Raw genomic sequence first — 15,886 nt, 5'->3', positions numbered from 1 at the left:
ATGTTCCCCGACTTCACCTCTGCCCCGACCCTTCTGGCCGCTGCGGCGGTGCTTGGGTATCTCTTTGGCTCTATCCCGTTCGGTCTGGTCATTGCCCGTGTCTGCGGCCTTGGCGACCTGCGCCAAATCGGATCAGGAAACATCGGCGCCACCAACGTCTTGCGCACCGGCAACAAGCCAGCCGCCGCTGCGACTTTGGTTCTGGACAGCGGCAAAGGCGCAATCGCCGTCCTGATCGCGCGCTTTGCCATTGGCCCAGACGCCGCGCAGATTGCAGGCCTTGCCGCGTTTTTCGGACACTGCTTCCCAATCTGGCTGAAGTTCAAAGGCGGCAAGGGCGTTGCGACGTATCTAGGCACAATGCTCGCGCTGTTCTGGCCCGCAGGAATCGCGTGCTGCCTCACGTGGCTGGTGACCGCAAAGACGCTGAAAATCTCGTCATTGTCGGCACTTGTCGCGGCAGCACTGGGACCCATTTGGGCTTATGTGCTGGGGGCGCCACAACTGGTCGGATTGGCGATCGCGCTGGCGGTGCTGATCTACTACCGCCACGCTCCGAACATTTCGCGCCTGATGGCAGGCACAGAACCCAAGATCGGGCAGAAGTGAAACTGGCTGGCCGCGCGCTGTGAGTATTAAAGCAAGAAGAAGTCTACCTTTCTGCTTTGTCTAAATACTCAAGGCACGCGGCCAGCCAAAATCTTAGTAGCTGAAGTCTTGGTAAATGCGGGTTAAGTCCCCGCCCCATTCGCCATTGTAGCGATCCAGCAGTTCGTCGGCGGGTGTTTTGCCGGACTCGATGCTCTCTTTCAGAGCATTCAAGAAGTGCGTTTCGTCTGGCACCAGACCACCCGCACCTTCTTTGCCGCGGGCTTTCAAGCCGCCCTCGGCGATATCGACCACGTTGCGGGCCAGATCCAGCATGTTGATACCATCGACCTGAGCTTGCAAACCCTGCTCAGACGCCGCGATGCGCAGAGCCTCGCGCTGCGGGGCGGTAAAGTCCTTGCACAGGTCCCACGCCGCATCGAGCGCGGACTGGTCGTACATCAGACCAACCCAGAACGCCGGCAGCGCGCACAGGCGGCGCCATGGTCCACCGTCAGCACCGCGCATCTCGATAAATTTCTTCACGCGCGCTTCGGGGAAGATGGTGGTCAGGTGGTCCGCCCAATCCGACAGCGTCGGCTTCTCGCCGGGCAGCGCGGGCAGCTCGCCCTTTAGGAAGTCGCGGAAAGACTGGCCGAGCGCGTCGATGTATTTCCCGTCGCGATAGACGAAGTACATCGGCACACCGAGCGCGTAGTCGACCCAGCGCTCGAACCCGAAATCCTCTTCGAAAACGAAGGGCAGCATGCCGGTCCGGCTGCTGTCCAGATCGCGCCACACGCGGCTGCGCCAGCTTTTGTGGCCATTGGGTTGACCGTCAAAGAACGGGGAATTCGCAAAGAGCGCGGTTGCGACGGGCTGGAGCGCCAGCGCCACGCGCATCTTTTGCACCATGTCGGCCTCGGATTCGAAGTCGAGGTTCACCTGCACGGTGCACGTCCGATACATCATGGATTTGCCCATGGTACCGACGCGATCCATGTAGTCGGTCATCAGGCGATAGCGGCCCTTCGGCATGCGGGGCATGTCTTCGAACGACCAGATCGGTGCCGCGCCGAGACCGATGAACCCAACGCCGACCTCGTCCGCGATGTCTTTTACGTCGCGCAGGTGTTGGTTCACCTCGTCGCAAGTCTGGTGGATCGTTTCCAAAGGCGCGCCGGACAGCTCCAGCTGGCCACCAGGCTCGAGACTGACATTCGCGCCGTCTTTGGTCAGGCCGATCAGCTTGTCCCCCTCCAGGACGGGATCCCAGCCATGGCGATCGCGCAGGCCTTCGAGGACAGCCAAAATCGAGCGCGGACCCTCATAGGGCAGCGGGCGCAGACTGTCTTTGCAGTATCCGAACTTTTCGTGCTCGGTCCCGATCCGCCAATCTTCACGCGGCTTACACCCCGAGGCGAGGTATTCGGCCAGCTGGCTTTGATCTTCGATTAGGCCGCCACCGGACTGGGGGATGGACATCGGCGCACTCCGCTTTTGTCAGAAATTGAGGTCAACACCTGTGCCCGTTTTGTAGCCCAAGTCAATGCAGCCGCAAGTCGTCCTTGCGCCAAATCACAACAGGCTTCTGTGCGTTTCCGCGCAACTCATCAAGCATACGGCCTGTGTCGATGCCCGGAAGCCTTGCAAATATATCAAACAGCTGTTCTGCGCCCTCGGCATTCACAGGTATGTGAACCGGCGTTTGCCCGCCTTGGAAGAAGCGCCAGCACGCGGGTTGGCAGGTCCGGTCCAGCTCGATCCGGTTCATTTCGGTCAGGGAGACGATGCCCCCGTCGAGCGGGCCGAAATACGACAGTTGCCCCTCAACGACCTGAACGACACCAGGACCGTCATGGCCAGAGAAAAAGCGCATCCGCTGGAGGCTGGCGAAGAGCATTACAACCGACAGCGCCACCAAGAGGCCGCCAATCCAAGGCATGATCCCGAACGTTGCCAGCAGAAGGCGTAGGCCGAACGCCCCGATCAGGGCCGCTAAGATCACGCCGCGCCAGCGCATCAGGGCTTCTTTGCGTATCATGGGGCCTCGGGGGTTGATTGGTTCCATCTGTAAAGCATGTATGGGAGCAGCAGGAAATTCCAAGCCCGCGCCTCTATTCCCGCAAATCTTGCAGATAATGTTGCGCGCGGACTTTGGCGTTTTCGCGACCTTTCCCTTTGAAACTGTCAAAGAGAAGGCGCCGAAGCATCGCATGACCCACAAAGAACCGAATCGCCAAGGTGTCGACAACTATTTGGTTCTCGAATTCTTGCAAGAAATCCCGAGTGGTCTGAGCATCAAGGCCCCATTGCAGAGGCTGTGTAATCGCGCGCTTGAAGTCGCGAGCCACGAGGAAGTGGGCTGCGACCTTGATCAGAGGTAAAGTTGGTACACCCTGCACGTCAAACGCGATTAAGCAACGCCCGTCATCCACCAAGTTCACCGGAGCAAAATCGCCATGAGTCGGGCCCCAAATCAAGGGATGGCCACGCAAAGCAGGACGCTGGCTTTTGAGCGAATTCAAGAGGTCCGTACATTCGGCCGCAAGTGGATCGCGGCCCTGAATGTAATCCTCGAGCGGGCGCAAAGACTTGTTTGGTGCAAAGCCGCGCTCAACGGTATCTGAGCCAGCGCACTGGGTGAGCCAGCGTGCTGCGCGTCGCATATGAGCGGCTTGGTCCACATCCAAACGGTCTGGCAGGCGGCTGGCTTGCGTGCCTTGTGCCTCTTCCATCACTAAAAGGCCGCTCGCAGGAGAAGATGCCAACACTTGGACCACTGCACTCCCTAACCAGTCGAGTCGCGCCCCGTATCGCATCAGCGCTGCAACGGAATTTTCGACGAGCTTTGCCGCGTCTTCCGATCGATAGACTTTGAAGACCGCACTCCGACCGTCAAACTGACCAAGCGCCACAAGCGCATCTTTGCCGTCCTTCAGGATCGCCTTCACATCCGAGCGGTGGGACAACCCCGCACGTTCCAGGAGCTCTCCGAGTTCAGCGATCAATCCGGTCTCTTTGGACGGATCTAGCCACGCTGCCACCGCTTCACCAATCCCCAAGTTGCTGTTGCCACAGGGTCATTGCCGCGACAGCCGCCGTGTCTGCCCGCAGGATACGGGGACCTAGACTGACCACGCGGGCCTGCGCCAAAGCGGACAGACGATTGCGTTCCGCGTCGGAAAAGCCGCCCTCGGGACCAATTAGGATGGCCCACGGGCCACGAGAAACACCGCCGAGCCCCAACGCTTCGCCAACGCGCGCCTCATCGCAAAACATAAGCTGACGGTCCTCGGGCCACTCAGCGAGCAGGCGGTCCAGCTTTTGCAGGTCCGTCACTTCGGGGACAAAAGTACCACCGCATTGCTCGGCTGCCTCGACCGCATGGGCTTGCAATCGGTCCTGACGGATGCGTTCCGAGTTTGTGAAGTCGGTCTGAACAGGCATGATCCGCGCTGCACCCATCTCTGCCGCCTTTTCGACGATAAAATCAGTGCGCGCCTTTTTGATCGGGGCGAACATCAGCCAGAGATCAGGGGGCATTTGCAGGGGTTTGGTCTGTTCGACACAGGTCAGTGTGCCGCCACGTTTGCCTGCCTCGACCACCTCGGCCAACCATTCTCCGGTCTCGCCGTCAAACAGCAGAACATGGGCACCAACGCTCAGCCGCATTACGCCGAACAGGTAGTGGGCCTGATCCCGCGACAAGGGAATGGATTGCCCCTGACCCAAGGGCTGCTCTACATAGAGGCGAATTTTTGCGTTCGTTGACATGGAGGCCACCATATGCCCGCTCAGAACCAAGCGCCAGAGGGCGCAGGCACCGTTGCGGATTCGGTCGGCAACTGGGTCGACAGGCTAGCACCACCGGCCACGCGCCCCTATCTGCGCCTGAGCCGTGCTGACCGACCTGCGGGCACGTGGCTGTTGCTGTTACCGTGCTGGTGGTCCGTGCTGCTCGCGAGCTTGCATCTGGGGGCGTTCTCTTGGACCGCGCTGTGGGTTATGATCGTTTGCGCCATTGGCGCGTTCCTGATGCGTGCGGCAGGCTGCACATGGAATGACATCACTGACCGCAAGATTGATGGCGAAGTGGCGCGCACCCGCTCTCGGCCCATCCCCTCGGGTCAGGTTACCGTCAAACAAGCGGCTGTCTGGATGGTGGCCCAAGCTCTGATCGCCTTTGGCCTGTTGCTGACATTGCACCCCACCGCTATTCTGCTGGGAATCCTGTCCTTGGCGCCCGTCTGCATTTACCCCTTTGCCAAACGCTTTACGTGGTGGCCTCAGGTCTTCCTCGGGATTGCATTCAACTGGGGCGCACTCTTGGGATGGGCGGCGGTCACCGGCACGCTGGGATGGCCACCGATCTTGTTGTACCTTGCGGGCATGGCATGGACGATCTTTTACGACACGATCTATGCCCACCAAGACGCCGAGGACGATGCGCTCATCGGGGTCAAGTCAACCGCGCGCCTGTTCGGAGAGAACAGCCCCCGAATCCTTCGTCTGTTTATGGTGCTGACCATCCTCCTGATGACCTCTGCTATCGTCACCGCTCTACCCGCCGCCAATGTGCTGCGGTTCGTGATTGCACTTGGTGCGGCTTGGGCCATGGCGTGGCACATGATTTGGCAACTGCGCCAATTGGACATCAACGATCCGGATATCTGCTTGCGGCTCTTCCGTGCAAATCGGAATGCGGGGCTCTTGCCTGTGCTGTTTTTCGCCGTCGCGTTGTTCGTTTGATTGATCCTTCAGCAGCAACAGCCTAGACCCTATCGGAGGTTGGGCTACCAAAGGACGTGTCTATGCGCCTCAAGTCGTTTGCGATCATCATTGTTTTCCTCAGCGTGGCCGCGGGACTGGCCTACTTTGGGGCTGGCATGGCCGCGACCGTGATGGAAGAAAACTCCGAACTGTCGATCCGAGAAGCCTTGGATGACGCGGGCTTGGACTGGGCCGAAGTCGAAGCTGATGGCCTACAAGTCAATCTGTTCGGCGAAGCCCCAAGTGAAGCGCAGCGCTTTACTGCGGTCAACGTGGCATCCAAGGTTGTGGACGGCGCACGCGTTGCAGACAAAATGAGCGTCAAACGCACCTCACGGGTTCTGGCACCTCGGTTCTCTATCGAACTTTTGCGCAACGATAGCGGCACCTCTTTGATCGGGCTGATCCCAGCAAAAACCGACCGCGAATTAATTGTCGAGACTGTGGCGAATGTCACGAATGGCGAAGTCACTGACCTGCTTCAGACCGCAAACTATCCTGTGCCCAAAGGCTGGGATCGCGCATTGCGCTTTGCCGAGAATGCTCTGGCCGGTTTGCCACGCTCGAAAATCTCGATCTCTGCGGACGAAGTGGTGGTCAAGGCCATCACCGACAGCATCCAAGCCAAACGCCGCGCCGAAGCTGATTTGCGCCGTTCCACGCCGACAGGCCTGAAGGTCGTCCTCGACATCACCGCACCCCGCCCTGTCATCACGCCATTTACCCTGCGTATGGTGCGCAACGAAAGCGGCGCGCGCTTTGATGCTTGCACCGCCGACACCGAAGAAGCCCGCACCGAAATAATGCGCACCGCGATTGCCGTGGGTGCCCCCGCCACCTCAAACTGCGTGGTGGGCCTTGGCTCGCCCTCGACGCAATGGGGCGACGCGGCGGTTCTGGCGATCAACGGTCTGGCGCAGCTTGGCCAAGGCTCGGTCACCATTTCTGACGCAGATATTAGTTTGCTGGCCGCAGAGGGCACCGATCAGGCTGTCTTTGACCGTGTTGTCGGCAAGCTAGAGAACGACCTGCCCGACGTCTTCTCGCTGCACGCTGTGCTGCCCGAAACGCCCGATGCCGAAGAAGGTCCCGTGGATTTCACCGCGACACTTGGCGAAGATGGCGAGGTACTACTCGCCGGCCGGATCGGTGACGAACTCAGCCGCCGCACCACCGAGAGTTATGCCCGTGCACGCTTCGGTGCTGACGTGGTCGAAATGACCGCCCGCATCGACGAGGATCTGCCGATGGGCTGGGGGTTGCGTGTGCTCGCCGCGCTCGAGGCGCTGGACCAACTGCATGACGGCAGCGCGCGCGTTACCGCCTCTGACATCGTTGTGACAGGCAATACCGGCATTGAAACTGCCAGCGCCGATATCGCGCGTATCCTGTCCTCGAAACTTGGCGACGCTGCGGATTTCTCGATCAACGTAACCTACGACGAAATGCTGGATCCGCTCGCAAATATTCCTACGCCGGAAGAGTGCATTGCATCGATCCAAGCCATCAATGCAGAAAACAAGATCACCTTCGAGCCAGGCTCGGCCACCATTTCTGCAGACTCCCTGAGCAGCATGGACCGGATTGCCGAGGTTCTGCAGGAGTGCCCGCAGTTCCAAATGGAAATCGCAGGTTATACCGACAGCCAAGGCCGCGAAGAAATGAACCAAGCCCTGTCCGAGAGTCGCGCCTCGTCGGTTCTGACAGAACTGATGAATCGCCGCGTGCTGGTTTCGGGCTTCCTGTCAAAAGGTTACGGCGAAGAAGACCCCATTGCGGACAACGGCACCGAAGAGGGCCGAGAAGCCAACCGACGCATCGAATTCCGCATGTTGACAAACGAAACACCCGCTGAAGCTGAAGAAGGTCTTGAAACCGAGGCCGATAACAGCGCAGAAGAGACAACAACCGAAGTGACCGAGGACGCCCCGACGGATGAACCGGACTGAGTTTATTTTTGCCACCGCAATTATTCTGTTTGTGTCCTACATGATCGGATGGTTTTCACATTGGCTGTTGCACACATTCTCTCGCGTTTCAAAAAATGACATCGACGAACTAGAGCGGCTCGCCCGAGAGTTACACGAAGCCGAGGAAACCCGCGATCAGGCGATCACCTATTTGCAGCAGCGCGAAGCCGAACTGACCAACCAGTTGACCCAATCAGAGGCAGAACTCTCGGCGGCTATGGACGGCCTGCGCGATGCCCGCGCCGAGGCTGAAGAGCTGCGTAGCTATATGCGGAAAATTCAGCAGCAGGCCAAGTAAACTGCCCCGCCGCTTCAACTAAGATTTAAGAGCCCTGCTGCCACTGGCGCAGGGCTTCTTCGTCTTCGTCCTTGGCGGCGACCCAGTCGGAACCGTCCGCCGTGACCTCTTTCTTCCAGAAAGGGGCGCGGGATTTCAGGTAATCCATCAGGAAGTCGGCCGCAGCAAAGGCATCCTTGCGGTGCGGACTGGCGGTCGCGACCATCATGATCTGATCGCCAGGCGCCATCTGACCGTAGCGGTGGATCACCAGCACATCGCCAAGTGACCAGCGCGCGCAGGCTTCTTCGGCGATCTTGGTCAGAGCGCGTTCCGTCATGCCGGGGTAGTGTTCAATAAGCATATGGCGCAGGGGCGCTTCGGGCAGATCACGGACCAATCCCGAGAAGGTCACAACCGCGCCCATATCTGTCTTACCCGCTTGAAACGCGTTCAGTTCCGCGCCTGCGTCAAACGGGGCCTCTTGGACAAGGATGCGCATCAGCCGCCCGTCATCGGGGGGAAAAATGCGACTTCGCGGGCTCCAGTGATCGAGGCGTCGAAGTCTGTCAGGTCTTGGTCAACCGCCACGCGCAGTGCCTCTAGATCGCTGAAGGCCAGCTCGTAACGATCCTCGCGAGCTGACAGCTCGCGCACCAGATCGGCCACAGTTGCCGCTTCGGTCTCGACGGTTTCACGCGGCACGCCGATCCGTTCACGGACCCACGCGAAATACATTACATCCAGCTTCATGCCCCCTCCTTCAGATAGGGCATCGCTTTGCGGAAGTAGTCGAAGCCCGTCACCACTGTCAGCACGGCTGCCAACCACAGCAGCGCGATGCCAGCGTAGCCCGACCAGACCATGCCTTGGTAAAGGTTGGCAAGACCGCCGTGGTCAGGCTCCGCCCCCTGAAGGATGTCAGCAACCATTACGTTGTCCATCCCCATGGAGCCCATGACGAAATAGTGCTCGAAAATGCCTTGGGCAAATAGGACCGAAATGGCGACCATCTGAACGGTGGTTTTCCACTTTGCCAGTTTGGTGACCTTGAGCAGACCCGCCGTATCCCCGAGGAACTCGCGCAGGCCGGACACAAACACTTCGCGGAACATGATCAGCACGGCTGGCAGCAGAATGAACAGCTTCACCTGCGAGACACACACGAGCACCAGCAGAGCGATGCTCACCATGGCCTTGTCTGCGATCGGGTCTAGCATCGCGCCCATTTTGCTGACCTGCTTCCAAGCGCGGGCCAGATAGCCATCAAACCAGTCGGTCACCGACGCCCCAACGAACAGGGCCAGTGCGAACCAATCCGCATAGGGCCGCGTAAAGTACAAAAACATCACCCCAAGCGCAGGCGCAGCCAGCAGGCGAAGAACGGTCAGAATATTGGGCACAGTCCAGATCATGGCGCTTGTTTACCTGCGAAAATCGACTTGTGAAAGCGCGACCTAGCGCCCGCGTCATTTGTCGTGAAAGAAGTTGTAAATCGACTCGGCCAGTGCTTCGGAAATACCGTCTACAGCCTTGAGATCGGCCAGATTTGCACGGCTCACGGCCTTGGCGCTACCAAAATGCGCAAGCAGAGCACGTTTCCGTGTGGCGCCCACGCCGGGCACATCATCCAAGGGGTTTGCCGCCATGGACTTGGCCCGTTTCGCGCGGTGAGTCCCGATCGCAAATCGGTGCGCCTCATCGCGCAGGCGCTGGATAAAGTAGAGCACCGGATCGTTGTGACGCAGAGCAAAGGGCCGCTCGCCGGTCCGGTAGAATTCTTCCTTGCCGTGGTCGCGATCGACGCCTTTGGCCACACCGACCATGGGCACATCTTCGACCCCTTGTTCGATCATGATCTCGCGCACCGCACTCACCTGCCCCGCGCCACCGTCGATCAACAGCAGGTCCGGCCACAGGCCTTTGTCTCGGTCAGGATCCTCCTTGAGCAAGCGTTGAAAGCGGCGGGTCAGCACCTCTTTCATCATGCCAAAGTCATCGCCCGGCGTTAACTCTTCGCCGCGAATGTTGAACTTGCGGTAATGGTTTTTCATGAAGCCTTCGGGGCCGGACACAATCATCGCGCCAACAGCATTGGTGCCTTGGATATGGGAGTTATCGTAGACCTCAATCCGCTGGGGCGGTCCCTCTAGGCCAAACGCCTCGGCCACGCCGTCCAACAGCTTAGCCTGAGTCGCGCTCTCGGACATCTTGCGTGCCAGACTTTCGCGGGCATTGCGGGCAGCGCCTTCGATCAGTTCGGCCTTTTCCCCACGCAGCGGCACTGCAATCTCGACCTTGCGCCCCACTTTTTCAGCCAGCGCTTCGGACAAGAGGTCGGGATCTTCGACTGGATGAGAGAGCAGCAGAAGGCGCGGCGGTTCTTTGTCATCGTAGAACTGACCGATAAACGCCTGAAGTACCTCTGCCTCGGACGCGTCCGTCCCGCTCACACGGGGATAGAAATCGCGGTTGCCCCAGTTTTGATTGGCACGAATAAAGAAGACCTGCACGCAGGCCTGTCCCTTTTCCATGTGTAACGCGATCACGTCGGCCTCGGCCACGCCGCGGGGGTTGATGCCCTGAGCCGTCTGTACCTGCGTCAAAGCGCGAATGCGGTCCCGCAGCGCGGCGGCACGTTCGAACTCCATCGCTTCGGCAGCTTCCGCCATCTGGGTGGCCAACTCTTCCTGTACCTTGGTCGAGCGACCAGACAGGAACCGTTCGGCATCAGCCACCAGCGCGCCATACTCCTCTTCCGTCACCTTCCCAACACAGGGAGCAGCACATCGTTTGATCTGATAGAGCAAGCAAGGCCGCGTGCGCGTGTTGAACACCGAGTCCGTGCAATTGCGCAGCAAGAAGACCTTCTGAAGCTGATTCAGGGTCCGGTTCACAGCACCCGCGCTGGCAAAAGGACCATAGTAGCTGCCCTTCTGCACCTTTTTCCCGCGGTGCTTTTTGATCTGAGGAAAATCGTGGTCTTTGGTCACCAGAATATTTGGAAAGGACTTATCGTCGCGCAACAGCACGTTGTATCGTGGCTTAAGTTGCTTGATCAGGTTCTGTTCGAGCAGAAGCGCTTCGGTCTCTGTCCGCGTGGTCAGGAACATCATCGACGCGGTTTCCGAAATCATCCGCGCAATGCGACCGCTATGCCCCGAAGGACGGGCATAATTCGAGACTCTCGCTTTGAGACTTCGCGCCTTCCCCACGTACAAAACACGCGATTCAGCATCCAGCATCCGATAGACGCCGGGAGAGCTATCCAGCGTCTTCAAATAGCCTTGGATAACGCTGTGACCAGTTTCTGGTGGAGTAGTTTCGCTCATTTATAACAGATCTGTGATTCCCGCCCTGCGCTGCAATGATACAGGGGGTAGTTCAAGAGAAAAGGTATCCACGGAAACTGTGGATAAGTTGGTGGGAAAGTTTTGGAGATCCCTAAATTTCCCTTGTTTTTACGTCACTTCATTAACAAGCCTAATTTTTAGGCGGCTTCATAACTCACTGATTCTGCGTCGAAAAAATCTTTCATCCCGGCAATTTCCTGAAAAGCCAAACAAAATCACGACAGTTTCCTAATAGACACAGGACCAGTGTAAAACTTTGCGACAGTCGCATGTTCCAAAGGTTATTCCACACCCACGACATCGGGTGTCTCCCATGCCAAATGCTGCCCTCCATCGATGCAAAGCAGCTGCCCTGTTACAGCACGTGAATGCAAAAAGTATCCCAACGCCCCGCGGATGTCGTCGGGATTCGCCCCACGATTCAAGAGGGTTGCCTCGCGTTGTCGGGTGAACTTGTCGGCGTCCTGCCGTCCGCCCTGCAGGGTTGGCCCAGGCCCAATCGCATTCACTCTGATATTCGGCGCAAGCGCCTGCGCGGCAGTCTGTGTGAGAGTCCACAACGCGGCCTTTGCAATTGTGTAGGTCGTGAACTCAGGCGTCAGCTTGCGGACCCGTTGGTCAATCATATTTACAACCAAACCGCGAGCGTAGATTTCTCCGTTCTCATCCGGCTCTGGTGCGGGCGATTGCGCCGCGAAGTTCTGCATCAACACGAAAGGAGCCCGCAGATTGCTCTCTAGGTGCCGATCCCAGGTCTCTCGGGTGGCCGTGTCGATCGTGTCGTACTCAAAGATTGACGCGTTGTTCACCAGACACGTCAGCGGGGCGCCCAATCCTTTGGCCGCGCGATCCACGAGTGTTTGCGTTTCACTCTCGCTCAGCAGGTCTGCTTGCACGGTGATGGCCTTGCGCCCGAGCGCGCGGATGTTGTTTGCGGTTTGCTCTGCAGCATCTTCAGATGAGCTATAGTGAACCGCAACGTCGTGGCCTTGCTTTGCCAACTCCAGCGCGAGTTCCCGCCCCAGCCGCCGTGCGGCGCCTGTCACCAATGCTGCTGTCATCTGCTCTGATCCCTTGGAATTACGTCACGATTGATACGACGTAGAACCCATATAGAGCGCAGAACAGAATCCCCCAGACCTTGGTGATATTCATCTTCATGAAAACGAAGGGGATCAGGAGGAGCGACGCCCCAAGCATGACCCACAAGTCCACATGCAGGAACTCCGGATCGACCGGAATTGGGCCGACCAAAGACGCAACACCAATGATCGCGAGCAAATTGAACAGGTTCGATCCAATCACGTTCCCCAAGGCCACATCAGCCTGTCGACGGATCGCGGCCATGGTCGTTGTGGCCAGCTCGGGTAGAGATGTCCCGAGCGCCACCAACGTCAGACCGATAACGGTGTCAGACACGCCGAACTCACGCGCAATGACCTGCGCGTTCTCGACAAGAATTTGCGCGCCAACAGGTAGGCCGATCAGGCCAATGGCCAGATAAAAGAGGATTCGCCACCATGGCAGGCTCGGGTCTGCGCCCTCGACCTCCTCTTCGACTGGAATCGCGGCTTTGGCAGCCTTGCGGTGTAAATAGGAGTCTCGGATCGCATCGCCAAGCACGTAGGCCAGCGCCGCAAGCAGGATCAGGCCGGTCCACCATGTGAGAACGCCGGTGAATGCCAGCGCGATAAACAACAAAGAGCCCGCGATCATCATCACAAAGCTCTTTCTGGAGTCACATTCGGACGTGTGCATCGTCGCCAACAATGCAGGGATACCTAGAACCATCAGGATGTTGGCCGTGTTCGAGCCGACCACGTTCCCCAGCGCAATCCCAGGCACATTATCAAGCACGGCGCGGATTGAGATGAGCAGCTCTGGCGCTGACGTTCCGAACGCCACGACCGTCAAAGACACGATCATTGACGGAATACCGATCCGCAGGCTCAAGTTCACTGCGCCCTTGACCAGAAAATCCCCGGCAAGGATCAAAATCAGAAGGCCGACACCGGCCATCAACCATTCCATTGGAATTTACCCTTTATTTCGACTGCAAGGGCATGGCCCCGAGCCTATTTTGTATCGCCCGCACCGAGGGCACTTGGCCTGACGCAATCGCCGACCGACGATCCCACGCCCGAACATGGCGAGCACGATGATCGCCACGAGAAAGAGGGTGACCGCTTTGATGATCACGTCAGAGGCCAAAGCGCGCGTAAGCGGCGCGCTCCTCGATACCCGCCATCGCGTCGATCGCCATCGACGCACCAAGGCGTCCGAACAAACCGCGACGTCGGCTATATGGAACCAACTTAACCTTCTCGCCATACAGCTCTTTGAGCTTTGGCTTCAAATGCCCGATACCATCAGCCAGCCCAACCTCGACCGCGCGCGATCCAATCCAGACTTCGCCGGTAAACAGATCATCATCGTCGGACAGCTTGTCACCGCGGCGCGATTTGACCTGCTCGATGAACGAGCCGTGAATTTGGTTCAGGATCTTGTCCAGACGCTCAACATCCTCGGGGGTTTCGGGCTTGAAAGGATCCATCATGCTCTTGGATTTGCCAGCGGTGTGCACGCGGCGCTCGATCCCTTGGCGGGACAAGAATACGTGCGCCCCAAAACCCGACGAGATAACCCCGATCGATCCCACAACAGAGCAGTTGTCCACGTAAATGTCGTCTGCGCTACTTGCCAGCCAATAGCCGCCCGAGGCCGCGACATCTTCAACGAAGGCGTGTACGGGAACGCCTTTTTCTTCGGACAGGCGGCGGATTCGCGCGCCAATCAACGAAGACTGCACCGGTGAGCCACCGGGCGAATTGATCACCAGCGCCACAGCAGCCGGTTTGCCTTTGGTGAATGCGGCCTCGATCAAGGGGCCGACATTTGCATCATTCAGGGCGCGACCGCTGTTTGCGATCATCCCAGACAGGCGCACCACCGACACGCGCGGAGGTGTTTTAATGAAAGGAATACGGTGCAACATGACATGGGATGTAATTTGCCCTGTACCTGCAAACAAGCGCTGGCACAGGGAAATCCCACAGGTTGCCACTTATTTCCGAATGCGCCAGCCAGTTTTAAAAATCCACCACACTGCAAAGAGGCAAAGCCCCTGAAATAACCCAATCGCAAGCAGGCTAGTCAGGATCGGCACGTCGGCCACCCCAAAGAAAGACCAGCGGAAGCCTGAAATCAGATAGACCACTGGATTGAACATGGTGATGGTCTGCCAAATCGGGGGCAACATGTTGATCGAATAGAAAGATCCCCCAAGGAACACGAGCGGTGTGATCACCAAGAGGGGAATCAGCTGCAACTGCTCAAAATTCTTGGCCCAAATGCCGATGATGAAGCCAAATAGCGCAAAGCTCACACAGGTCAGGATTAGAAAGAGGACCATGACCAGCGGGTGCTGGACCTCCATCTCAACAAACAGCGCCGACGTTCCCAAGATCACAGTCCCGATGAACAGAGCTTTGGTCGCTGCCGCGCCCGCGAAGCCGATGACCACCTCAAGGAAGTTGATCGGAGCGCTCAGCAGCTCGTAGATCGTGCCCGTGAATTTCGGGAAATAGATCCCAAAGCTGGCGTTGCTGATGCCTTGGGTCATCACGCTCAGCATGATCAGGCCGGGAACGATGAAAGAACCGTAGCTGACACCCTCCACTTCGTCGATCCTGCTGCCGATCGCCGCCCCGAACACCACAAAGTAAAGTGATGTCGATATCACTGGCGAGAGAAAGCTCTGCATATAAGTGCGGAAAAAGCGTGCCATCTCACTGACGTACATGGCGCGAATTGCTGTCAGGTTCATGCCCGCTCCTCCTGTTCACTTTGCACAAGGCTCACGAAAATCTCTTCAAGCGAGCTTTGGCGCGTCGACAGGTCATTCATACAAAGTCCAGCGTCCCGAAGGTCTGCGAGCAACCGCGTGATGCCGGTCCGCGAGGCACCAGCCTCATACTCGTAAACAAGCGCAAAGCCATCATCAGCCCGCTTCAAATTATAGCCAGAGAGCGTGTCGGGGATCGCATCTACCGGAGTTTCCAAATCGATCTTGAGGGATTTTCGGCCCAACCGAGACATCAGCGCATCTTTTTCTTCGATCAGGGCGAGTCGCCCACCGTTGATCACACCAATCCGATCAGCCATCGCCTCTGCTTCTTCGATGTAGTGTGTCGTGAGCACGATGCTGACACCGCTGGCCTTCAGTTTCGCCACAACCTCCCACATCTCTTTGCGCAGATCGACGTCCACACCGGCCGTCGGTTCATCCAGAAACAGGATTCGAGGCTCGTGGCTCAGGGCTTTGGCGATCAGCACACGGCGCTTCATGCCGCCCGACAATTCGACAACACGCGAATCGCGCTTATCCCACAGAGACAGATCCTTCAGAACGCGCTCTAGATGGGCATCATCATGCTTCTTGCCGAAAAGGCCGCGCGTGTAGCGCACGGTGTCCCAAACGCGCGAGAACGGTTCCAGATGAATTTCCTGCGGGACGAGGCCTACTAGGCTCCGCGCTTTGCGAAAATTGGTTAACGCATCGAATCCGCCAACTGTGATCTTGCCGCCGGTGGGCATCACAGTTCCACAAATACAAGAAATGAGAGTGGTTTTTCCGGCCCCGTTCGGACCCAGCAAGGCGAGGATTTCGCCCTCTTTCAGCGTCAGATCGACCCCATGCAACGCGGTAAAGCCGCTGTCATAGGTCTTTTCCACGCCTTCGAGTGTTAGAATATCGGTCATATCAGGCTCCTTGGCCCCGTATGTAGGCCAATTTCCCGACTGTCACTAACAGGATTACCGCAGAGTCGCGCCTGCACCGGCGCACGAAGGCTGTTCTACATAAAAGTACGGGCAGGCACTGGTCGCCGCAGCGGTCAGTTGCCTGCCCTGTATTTTCACACGTT

17 protein-coding genes are annotated in these 15,886 nt (G+C 58.1%); 4 read left to right on the top strand and 13 right to left on the bottom strand.

The window, feature by feature from the left end:
• Complete coding sequence (gene plsY / locus N4A58_RS18695; RefSeq protein WP_293712601.1) at positions 1-609, top strand: glycerol-3-phosphate 1-O-acyltransferase PlsY; 609 nt, start codon at positions 1-3, stop codon at positions 607-609.
• A gap of 93 nt (positions 610-702) precedes the next feature.
• Here the strand turns inward: plsY and N4A58_RS18690 are convergent, their stop codons facing one another.
• The 4 genes from N4A58_RS18690 to N4A58_RS18675 all read right to left on the bottom strand — a co-directional run bounded on the left by N4A58_RS18690 (position 703) and on the right by N4A58_RS18675 (position 4,365).
• The gene (locus tag N4A58_RS18690) at positions 703-2,073 is read right to left on the bottom strand and encodes a glutamate--cysteine ligase (protein ID WP_293712599.1); all 1,371 of its coding nucleotides are present in this window, start codon (positions 2,071-2,073) and stop codon (positions 703-705) included.
• A 61-nt stretch (positions 2,074-2,134) separates the two neighbouring features.
• Entirely contained in the window at positions 2,135-2,632 is a 498-nt protein-coding gene (locus N4A58_RS18685; RefSeq protein ID WP_293712597.1) for a hypothetical protein, read from the bottom strand.
• 73 nt (positions 2,633-2,705) lie between these two features.
• Positions 2,706-3,635, bottom strand: coding sequence for a hypothetical protein (locus N4A58_RS18680; RefSeq protein ID WP_293712595.1), 930 nt, complete (start codon positions 3,633-3,635; stop codon positions 2,706-2,708).
• Positions 3,636-3,639: 4 nt separating this feature from the next.
• Complete coding sequence (locus N4A58_RS18675; RefSeq protein ID WP_293712593.1) at positions 3,640-4,365, bottom strand: 16S rRNA (uracil(1498)-N(3))-methyltransferase; 726 nt, start codon at positions 4,363-4,365, stop codon at positions 3,640-3,642.
• Between the two features lie 12 nt (positions 4,366-4,377).
• On the opposite strand from N4A58_RS18675, the gene ubiA reads away from it, so the two are divergent.
• The 3 genes from ubiA to N4A58_RS18660 all read left to right on the top strand — a co-directional run bounded on the left by ubiA (position 4,378) and on the right by N4A58_RS18660 (position 7,629).
• The gene (ubiA, locus tag N4A58_RS18670; protein ID WP_293712592.1) at positions 4,378-5,340 is read left to right on the top strand and encodes a 4-hydroxybenzoate octaprenyltransferase; all 963 of its coding nucleotides are present in this window, start codon (positions 4,378-4,380) and stop codon (positions 5,338-5,340) included.
• Positions 5,341-5,402: 62 nt separating this feature from the next.
• Positions 5,403-7,310, top strand: coding sequence for an OmpA family protein (locus N4A58_RS18665; protein WP_293712591.1), 1,908 nt, complete (start codon positions 5,403-5,405; stop codon positions 7,308-7,310).
• A complete protein-coding gene (locus N4A58_RS18660) occupies positions 7,297-7,629 on the top strand; it encodes a hypothetical protein (protein ID WP_072707966.1) in 333 nt (110 codons plus the stop codon). Before N4A58_RS18665 ends, N4A58_RS18660 begins: the two co-directional genes overlap by 14 nt.
• A gap of 25 nt (positions 7,630-7,654) precedes the next feature.
• Here the strand turns inward: N4A58_RS18660 and N4A58_RS18655 are convergent, their stop codons facing one another.
• The 9 genes from N4A58_RS18655 to N4A58_RS18615 all read right to left on the bottom strand — a co-directional run bounded on the left by N4A58_RS18655 (position 7,655) and on the right by N4A58_RS18615 (position 15,722).
• The gene (locus N4A58_RS18655) at positions 7,655-8,110 is read right to left on the bottom strand and encodes a molybdenum cofactor biosynthesis protein MoaE (protein ID WP_293712588.1); all 456 of its coding nucleotides are present in this window, start codon (positions 8,108-8,110) and stop codon (positions 7,655-7,657) included.
• Positions 8,110-8,355, bottom strand: a complete 246-nt coding sequence (gene moaD / locus N4A58_RS18650; RefSeq protein WP_293712875.1) for a molybdopterin converting factor subunit 1 — start codon at positions 8,353-8,355, stop codon at positions 8,110-8,112. Before moaD ends, N4A58_RS18655 begins: the two co-directional genes overlap by 1 nt.
• A gap of 2 nt (positions 8,356-8,357) precedes the next feature.
• Positions 8,358-9,023: a CDP-diacylglycerol--glycerol-3-phosphate 3-phosphatidyltransferase gene (gene pgsA, locus N4A58_RS18645; RefSeq protein WP_293712586.1), complete on the bottom strand. Its 666-nt coding sequence runs from the start codon at positions 9,021-9,023 to the stop codon at positions 8,358-8,360.
• A gap of 54 nt (positions 9,024-9,077) precedes the next feature.
• Entirely contained in the window at positions 9,078-10,940 is a 1,863-nt protein-coding gene (uvrC, locus tag N4A58_RS18640) for an excinuclease ABC subunit UvrC (RefSeq protein WP_293712584.1), read from the bottom strand.
• Positions 10,941-11,242: 302 nt separating this feature from the next.
• Positions 11,243-12,022, bottom strand: a complete 780-nt coding sequence (locus N4A58_RS18635; protein WP_293712582.1) for an SDR family oxidoreductase — start codon at positions 12,020-12,022, stop codon at positions 11,243-11,245.
• A 19-nt stretch (positions 12,023-12,041) separates the two neighbouring features.
• Complete coding sequence (locus N4A58_RS18630; RefSeq protein WP_293712580.1) at positions 12,042-12,992, bottom strand: calcium/sodium antiporter; 951 nt, start codon at positions 12,990-12,992, stop codon at positions 12,042-12,044.
• Positions 12,993-13,161: 169 nt separating this feature from the next.
• Positions 13,162-13,956: a S49 family peptidase gene (locus tag N4A58_RS18625; protein ID WP_293712578.1), complete on the bottom strand. Its 795-nt coding sequence runs from the start codon at positions 13,954-13,956 to the stop codon at positions 13,162-13,164.
• Positions 13,957-14,025: 69 nt separating this feature from the next.
• On the bottom strand, positions 14,026-14,787 hold the full coding sequence (locus tag N4A58_RS18620) for an ABC transporter permease (protein WP_293712576.1): 762 nt from the start codon (positions 14,785-14,787) through the stop codon (positions 14,026-14,028).
• Complete coding sequence (locus N4A58_RS18615; protein WP_293712574.1) at positions 14,784-15,722, bottom strand: ABC transporter ATP-binding protein; 939 nt, start codon at positions 15,720-15,722, stop codon at positions 14,784-14,786. The genes N4A58_RS18620 and N4A58_RS18615 overlap by 4 nt, the downstream gene beginning before the upstream one ends.
• Positions 15,723-15,886: the final 164 nt, after the last annotated feature.

It is taken from the genome of Donghicola sp., from assembly GCF_025210255.1.
Classification (GTDB): Bacteria; Pseudomonadota; Alphaproteobacteria; order Rhodobacterales; family Rhodobacteraceae; genus Donghicola; species Donghicola eburneus.
This window is presented reverse-complemented; position numbering and strand designations above follow the sequence as displayed.